6 protein-coding genes and 4 pseudogenes are annotated in these 6,762 nt (G+C 36.8%); 5 read left to right on the top strand and 5 right to left on the bottom strand.

The window, feature by feature from the left end; genetic code table 11:
• Positions 1-513, bottom strand: a pseudogene (locus VIG73_RS07225) (integrase); the annotation flags it as partial.
• 261 nt (positions 514-774) lie between these two features.
• On the opposite strand from VIG73_RS07225, the gene VIG73_RS07220 reads away from it, so the two are divergent.
• On the top strand, positions 775-1,002 hold the full coding sequence (locus VIG73_RS07220; RefSeq protein ID WP_331640448.1) for a hypothetical protein: 228 nt from the start codon (positions 775-777) through the stop codon (positions 1,000-1,002).
• Positions 1,003-1,095: 93 nt separating this feature from the next.
• Positions 1,096-1,437: a hypothetical protein gene (locus tag VIG73_RS07215; protein WP_331640446.1), complete on the top strand. Its 342-nt coding sequence runs from the start codon at positions 1,096-1,098 to the stop codon at positions 1,435-1,437.
• 54 nt (positions 1,438-1,491) lie between these two features.
• Here the strand turns inward: VIG73_RS07215 and VIG73_RS07210 are convergent, their stop codons facing one another.
• Positions 1,492-2,175, bottom strand: a complete 684-nt coding sequence (locus VIG73_RS07210) for a hypothetical protein (protein ID WP_331640444.1) — start codon at positions 2,173-2,175, stop codon at positions 1,492-1,494.
• A 126-nt stretch (positions 2,176-2,301) separates the two neighbouring features.
• Here VIG73_RS07210 and VIG73_RS07205 point away from each other — a divergent pair.
• A pseudogene (locus VIG73_RS07205) lies at positions 2,302-3,134 on the top strand (Tn3 family transposase); the annotation flags it as partial.
• Positions 3,135-3,387: 253 nt separating this feature from the next.
• Entirely contained in the window at positions 3,388-4,677 is a 1,290-nt protein-coding gene (locus VIG73_RS07200) for an amidase domain-containing protein (protein ID WP_331640442.1), read from the top strand.
• Between the two features lie 174 nt (positions 4,678-4,851).
• On the opposite strand, the gene VIG73_RS07195 is transcribed toward VIG73_RS07200, so the two are convergent.
• The 3 genes and pseudogenes from VIG73_RS07195 to VIG73_RS07185 form a co-directional block, all read right to left on the bottom strand.
• Positions 4,852-5,667, bottom strand: a complete 816-nt coding sequence (locus VIG73_RS07195; RefSeq protein WP_331640440.1) for a hypothetical protein — start codon at positions 5,665-5,667, stop codon at positions 4,852-4,854.
• Positions 5,660-6,199, bottom strand: a complete 540-nt coding sequence (locus tag VIG73_RS07190; protein ID WP_331640438.1) for a sigma-70 family RNA polymerase sigma factor — start codon at positions 6,197-6,199, stop codon at positions 5,660-5,662. Before VIG73_RS07190 ends, VIG73_RS07195 begins: the two co-directional genes overlap by 8 nt.
• A 163-nt stretch (positions 6,200-6,362) precedes the next feature.
• Positions 6,363-6,526: pseudogene (locus tag VIG73_RS07185) on the bottom strand (Tn3 family transposase); the annotation flags it as partial.
• 156 nt (positions 6,527-6,682) lie between these two features.
• Between VIG73_RS07185 and VIG73_RS15710 the strand changes: the two are divergent.
• Positions 6,683-6,762: pseudogene (locus VIG73_RS15710) on the top strand (DUF418 domain-containing protein); the annotation flags it as partial.

The following is a 6,762-nucleotide window of genomic DNA, read 5'->3' as shown; positions in this document are numbered from 1 at the left end:
ACGTTCGTCTTTTTGAACGGTGGCGATTCGTAAACCGTCGCCAATCGGTCGTGTGATGTAATCACTCTCATATAAAAAACGGAAAAACGCCGATAAAATACTCGTTTTCCGCTCCAATGTTGCAGAGGAATAAGACCCGCGCTGCAATACGTACGGACTGTCCGTTGCGAGCCATTGTTGGTAGCGACGAATGTGACGTTTATCGAGCGACTTCCAAAGCGATTGTTGCTCCCACGTCACGTCGAGTCCAATCTCTTCTCCGTACTGCAATAAATAAGTGATCAGTTGTTTCAGTTCGAGTTCATACTCTCGAATCGTCCGTGCTGAACGGTCATGAGCGCGGTTTAAATGTTTCGGCGCATATAAAAACCAATGGACCATTTCCAAATCATTAAAATGGTGAAAAGCATCCATTCCTTGCCGTTCCGCTTCATCGTATTTGCGTTCAAGCATGCGCATCGTCTCGGGGTCGCGTTTGACGATTGATCCGATCGGTTGTTGAACGAGTTCCATCTAGCATCCTCCTTCTGTTGCATTATGTCTTCTCTCTTATGGTTCGGATGAAATCTTCCAGAGATTCCCATCCATTCTCTCAGTGAAAACTTAGCATTGTCTCTTATCGTTAGTGTACCATAAGAGAAGTTTATCCGACTTCATGGAACTTTTCTCCAAATGCATCGTATACGTATGAATGACTGAAATAGGAGATGGAAGGGAGTCTCCTTGAAAATTTTCGTCATAAGCAAAACTAAAAATTCGGAGAGGAAGAGATGGATGGAATGGTTATCAAAAGGGGCATTGCTGTTTAGTGCGATTATCGTCATTTTGACCGTGTATGTGATTTTTCGCAAGCAAAGTAAGCAATGGAAGACGAAACAACAAGTAACGAGAACTGGAGAGGTAACCGCTGCTCGTGTTGTAAAGTACGAACCGACCGGCTTGTCAAAACGATATTTAGATGAAATGATCGTTCACGTACTCGTACTTTACGAAGGGCGATAGATTCCATCTTCGTATACAGGATTTTTTTCGTTTTCGGACCGGCAAGATGAAGCGTGGATTCCGGTTTGGTTTAATCCTTATGCGCCGAAGCATGTGCATCCTGCCGAACAAAATGAAGAAAATGAAGCGATTGTTGAGAAAAGTCGCATCGACTATGAGTGTGCGCATTTGTCGCCATTAGAGCGCACAAAGTGGGAAGCGCATCACGAACCCTCGACCGCCCTCATTCAATCGATTCATCAAACGCTATCTCCGCATGAACACCAACTCGCAACAATCACATTGTCGATTCAAAATGCAGATGCAGAAGTGACGCGTGACATTATGTTGACAGGAGAAGAATATGACAAAATGACAGCACCGTACTACGTCGCTCTCGTTCATTATTGTCCAGAAGCACCAGAAATTTTTACATTTCCTATTGAATTTCAATAGACGAGTCGCTCGATGTGTCATAAACACCGGGCGATTTTTATCGTTTCGCAACTTTTATTTGAAATACCCCATCACTAAATAATTGCCACTAATTGATTTACTGATATCATCAAATGCGCTAAGTGTGTATCTTATTGCATATCCATTTACTTTAAGCGTATTAGCCACATTTTTGACATCTGACAACTTATCAACATAAACAAACATTCTGTTTATGGCTTCAATTCCAAAACTCTCACCCCCATCGTAACGTTCTATAAATGAATCCCAACTGATCTGGTACATGTTTTCAACAATGCTTTTTAATACGTTTTTGTTTACAAAAATGGTGTCTGAATAGATATCAAGTACATCAAGTGGAGGCAAATTTGTGGGATAAGGTGTAAGTGATATTTGGTATTCCACAAAATTTGAGCTACTGAAGCCACCTTCTTCAACTTTAATAATTGGTATACGAAGCAGAACTTTTTGTTTATCTATTTCTTGCGAGCTAAACGCAGTATCATCCGGTAGCATAGGCAATCCCAAAGACTCCAATGCTAACTCATCAATTCCCCGTATAAAATATGCTTTATCATCATCGTCTGTTATTCCAAAGTTTATAATATATTCACTATATGCTAATGTACTGTCAGAAAATTTTTGTGATAATAATTTGGTAATTTTCTGTTCATCACTAAAAAGCAATGGATAGACCTTTGAAGAATTATCTAAGTCTATTGAGGTTGTAATCTCCACTAAATGAGTATTCTCATTCTCTATAAAATCACTTTGCGTTTGATGATATTGGTATAGAATAAAAATAAAAGAAGAGGAAAGCAAAATTAGGGAGAATAGAAAAAGAAAGATAGATAAACGTAAATAGGTGCAGCACCTTACCGATTTACAAGTGATCAGTTTTTCTCTTTTTATGCAAAAGTAATCAATACGAATGCAAGAGATGCCATACACGTGATAGATGGATTATTACACCATGAATCAGATCTTTCAATTTTAGAGCATTACACTGATACAGCAGGTTACACGGATCAGGTTTTTGGATTAAGTCATTTATTAAGATGCCGTTTTGCACCTAGACTAAGGGATATAAGTGACGCAAAACTATATACCATTTCTTCGCCTAATGATTTCCCAAATATAAAAGGCATATTACGAAGTAAGATTAACACAAAGGTCACTAAAGAAAACTTTGATGATGTATTAAGGCTGGCTCATTCAATTCGGGAAGGAAGGCTTCTGGGTCATTAATAATGGTGAAATTAGGCTCATATGCAAAAAAATTGCTACAGCTCTTCGGGAAATAGAAAGAATTGAAAAAACAATTTTTATCCTTGACTACATTACGAATGAAACATTAAGAAGAAGGTTACATCGTGGACTAAATAAAGGAGAAGCCAAGAATGGATTGGCCAAAGCTTTGTTTTTTTGGTAAACGTGGCGAATTTAGGGAACGTGGCATACAAGATCAACTACAAAGAGCAAGTGCTTTAAATATATTAATCAATGCAATAAGCGTTTGGAACACGGTGTATTTGAGTCAAGTGACAAAAGAATTTAAGAAACATGATGCCCTAAAAGAAGAATTACTGCCACACATTTACCCTTTAGGTTGGGAACATATTAATCTTCTGGGGGAATACAAGTTTGATTTAAAAAGGATACCAGCTAATATGCTCAGACCATTAAATAAGAATTAATTTGTTGGCGGTACCCCTATAAGAAAAAGATGCAATTATATAATTTCCACTCAAAATCTTTCATCTTTTATTATGAATTATTAAAATATATTGATTTGTCAAAAAATAGTGATAGACTATGATTAGTTGTACAACGGTTAGAGGTAGCTCCTCATTGGATTTCGGTTACTACTAGATTTTTGATTGAATAAAGGTTCATAACTAATGGAGGGACTGAAGTACATTGATCAAAAAAATGTTGAAAATCATGTTTGTGACGGTACTTGCAATTTCAATAAGTATTCCTGCTGCTAAAGCTAGTTCGACTGATATGAATTCGGATAAAGAGCCGACGCTTAATACACATGATGTCGAAAAAGCTTTTTCTCTCGCCCAAGATATTTTAACGAATTATTATCAAGTTACTGACATTGGCACAGAGGAGTTTGCTGGAAAACCGTTTGACACAAGCTTACTTGACTCTGACTTGTCTAAATACGTCGAACAAAAAATTAAAACGAAACAATATGTTACAAAAGCTGGAGACGCAGAAAAAGAAAATTACACATTGAAGTTTACTGTATTATCTTTCGAGGTGACCAAGGAAGGTGTATTCCTTTCGATCAGTACAGAGGCTACATTTAATTATATAGGTTTGAAAGTTGAATCAGGATTTGGTGAAATCTCAAACATGTTTTTTAAGGATACTGGTGAAGGATTTACTTTAACTGATTGGTATATGCCTTATCAATATTACGATGAGTTTGTTAGAGGTGTAGTGGATAATTCAAGTCAATTGTTCCCTAACTCCACTTCAGCGGATTCAAATTTTTCCGCTTTAGTAAATTCAAATTTTTCCAGACTTCAAGAGGAACTACATGATAATGTTGTTAAAAATCTGTTTTCTACAGACCAATTAGCACCAGAACAAGAAACAGATAGTGCTGAAGAATCGACTCATGAAACACCATCAGTAAACGCAACGCTAAGGTCTTTAAATAAGAAAAACATAGTAACATGGGCAAGAAATAACATCGTAGTAAACCCTAAAAGTGGTAACGGTGTAGTACCATATTATGATTTTTCGAAAATAAACAATGCATGGGACTGTACTAATTTTGTATCTCACGCTCTCTTAGCTGGTGGTGCAGTTGTCTATGACACAGGTGGAACAGGCATTTCTTCTACAGGTTGGTACTATCGTAGTACGAGTAATCGTTCTTCATCATGGACAGGTGTACCGAATCTTCATGCTTTTTTAACAGGCAATAGAACAAAAGGTCCGGTTGGTACTTCAATTACTTATAGAACATTTGATTGGTTTGGCACTCGCCCTTATGAAGCTGGAGATGTCATGCAATTTTATCTAAGTGGAAGTTACAACAATTGGAGACATTCCACAATTATCACTGAATTTTACGAGGTTGGTTCGACTCCTAATCATGTAGGGGCATTGGTTACTGGACGTAGTGCTGCAGGTAGCTATAATAATAACCAAAAAGCGCATACGATTTACGCAGGTGACGCTAAAAGGGTTATCAAGCTAAGTGGTTATTACAATTAATTAGTAATCATCTTCCCTTCAGCCTGAAAGCGCTTCGTGAGAAACAGCCAACATTTAGCATGGTGGCTGTTTTTCATTTTTTAAAATTTAGCAAGCTACTTACTTTGTCCTCCATATCTTCGGTTTCTTTTTGCAATGGGCCCGATCGGTGAATAAAGGCTATGATTATAATACTCATTTGAACACATCAAAGACTTTGCTTTCACCATCTTCATACGGGCAATTAACAATTTGTAGGTCTTTCATTTCCCATTTTGCGGAGCGAAGATATATAAATGACTTATCCAATTCTACAATATTGTGACTCGTCCCATATTGTAAATCGTCGTATTGCTCATGATAACCTGGTTGTTCAATAGTTTTAGGACTAAATAAATTTGATGGCTGTTGTGTAATTTTTTTGATTATTCTAGTACTGATATCATATTGGTGAGTAAATATATGTTCATTAGACGACATAGACATATCATCATTTCCAATAAAGATCGTTGTTCCATCTTGCGATACAGATGCCAACATCATTGAGATGCCATATGACTTAATTTGCTCATATGAAATTCGATTAGTAACAATTGAATCTTGCAAATTATATACGACTACTCCAAATGCACCCTGCAAAACTGCTATCTCGTTATCGGCATATAAAAGTCGAGGCATCTCGGCACCAATATTCATTTGTTCAATGTCAGACAGGCCCACCGCTAATTCTTCACCTTCAGGTAAGGTAATATTTTCATTACCAGAACCTTGTGCAACATGCTCGTTTTCCGGAACTACAATTGGACTTTTTAGAAAAGATAGGCTTAGTACAAGAAAAATAATTGCTGCAGAAGCCAAAACTGTCCAATACAACGGATTAACGCTTCTTGATTTATGAAACTCTTGTTGAATTTTTAGGTGAATTTTCTCACTTTCCTCAGTCGAAAATTCAACATTTTCATTTAAATAACTCTTCACTTTACCTGATATCTTCTTATCAAAGTTATTCAAGTCGACTACTCCTTTCAAGTTTTCTTTTAAGGGCTTCTTTTCCACGTAACAGTCTTGATTTTACGGTATTTATACTAATATTTAAGACATTACTTATTTCCTTCATGTTCATTTCCTGATAGTAATAAAGAATGAGAACTTCTTTGTATTTTCCGGAAAGACTAGCGATTTGTTTTATTATTTCTTTGGAATGTTGTTGCTGAATATATTCATTTTCGGATGAATGACCTGTATTCAATGAATAAATTTCTGGTTTATAAATTAGATTCTTAATGCTCCATCGCTTACGATGATCCTTACATTTGTTAATCGTAATTCTAATTAACCAAGTCTTATAACTAGCTTCATGACGAAAATTGGCCAAGTTTTGATAACAAGTTATGAAAACTTCCTGAATGATATCTTCACATTCAACTCGATCATTTACATACAAATAGGCGATCCGTTTTAACTCTGATCCATACTTAACCATTAACTGATGCAAAAGATCATCACTAGTTATTTCTAAATCATTACTTTTTTGAATAAGCACTGCTTCCCCTCCCTTCAAAAGATTAGACGAATGTAAAGCTGCTTTTGACCCGTTTAAATTGGAATTTCGTTTATTTTAACATTATTAGTTTACTAAAGACAAAAAAGACTCACTGGAAAATTAACGGGTTCGGTTGGTGGGGAGAAAAGTGCGATAATCGGGGCAACAATCCATCTAAAACATGAATCGCACCCCTTGAATTTGTATGAATAATCTTGGTGTAGTAAGAGGAGAATTGATCACTAGTAAAACGGGAGAGGATAGCTCCTTTCCGGTTCCATAATGTGGATTTGCATCTGCATGTAGAAATGAAACACCTGGCTGCATTTACCGTTTTAATTCAGAGAAAGCGATTTCATTAAATCTTTAAGACCATTGAAACTTTCTTAATGTTGTTAAAAACGGAGGTCTCGTCAGGAAAATTGGCTTAGCCTTGTAAATCCGGAATGTTGGCGTTACCCCTTTAACGATGCAACGCGCGCAAAACGTTGGTCGCCGATCGGAGCGGTCGGTAAAATGGCATTTACGAACTATTTTATGCAAAATTTACTCGGTGTCGCGCT

It is taken from the genome of Cerasibacillus sp. (assembly GCF_036516575.1).
Classification (GTDB): domain Bacteria; phylum Bacillota; class Bacilli; order Bacillales; family Amphibacillaceae; genus Cerasibacillus.
The sequence above is the reverse complement of the archived record's forward strand: the minus strand, read 5'-3'. Positions and strand labels throughout refer to the sequence as shown.